Source organism: Bradyrhizobium niftali, from assembly GCF_004571025.1.
GTDB lineage: Bacteria > Pseudomonadota > Alphaproteobacteria > Rhizobiales > Xanthobacteraceae > Bradyrhizobium > Bradyrhizobium niftali.
Map to the genome: position 1 here is coordinate 1 of NZ_SPQT01000136.1, position 674 is coordinate 674.

Sequence of the window (674 nt, forward strand, 5' to 3'; positions counted from 1 at the left end):
GCTGCCAAGATACCACTTCGGCTCTCCTGGCAGCGGGAGCGACGAACCGAGAATCCACAAACGAATAAGCGTAACTCACACCGGGCAGAACAGCGATTCCGGCAAGCAAAATCGCGATCAGATACTGACGACGGTTGAACGCGAGCCAAGATGCGTAGGCGCAACCAAGGATAAGCGCATAAAGTGGAAGCTGTAAGAATAGGATCTCGATGTAGATTTTGACCGTAGCGCTCATGTCAACCTCTCGCGCTTCAGCCAAAGCTCGGACCCGATCTGGGCAAGCCATAGCTTCAGAGGTGCCGTGATTGAGATTTTTGACTAGAGCAACCGAAGGTTAAGGTTCGGTTTGCACGAGAAAGCTAAGACGCTGAGGTCTGCTAATGGGATGGTCCGGCCGTGCTCCTGCCCCGCCAGCGATAAGCTGGCCAGGGGCGCCAAGACAGGGAGCACGCCATGTCCCAGACACCCAGTACCGCGATCGCCGTGATCGGCATCGATATCGGCAAAAACTCGTTCCACGTCGTGGGCCACGATACGCGCGGCACCATCGTGCTGCGGCAAAAGTGGTCGCGTGGCCAGGTGGAGGCGCGGCTCGCCAATATGCCGCCTTGCCTGATCGGCATGGAAGCCTGCGTCGGCGCACATCATTTGAGCCGCAGACTCGCATCGTTAGG

The 674-nt window shown here is 57.7% G+C and carries 1 protein-coding gene and 1 pseudogene; one reads left to right on the plus strand and one right to left on the minus strand.

The genetic code is table 11. The features are described 5' to 3' along the window. Positions 1–235, minus strand: a 235-nt coding sequence (locus E4K65_RS48400; RefSeq protein WP_209312159.1) for a hypothetical protein, incomplete at its 3' end; no start/stop codon positions are given. 218 nt (positions 236–453) lie between these two features. Between E4K65_RS48400 and E4K65_RS46785 the strand changes: the two are divergent. Beyond that, positions 454–674: pseudogene (locus E4K65_RS46785) on the plus strand (IS110 family transposase); the annotation flags it as partial.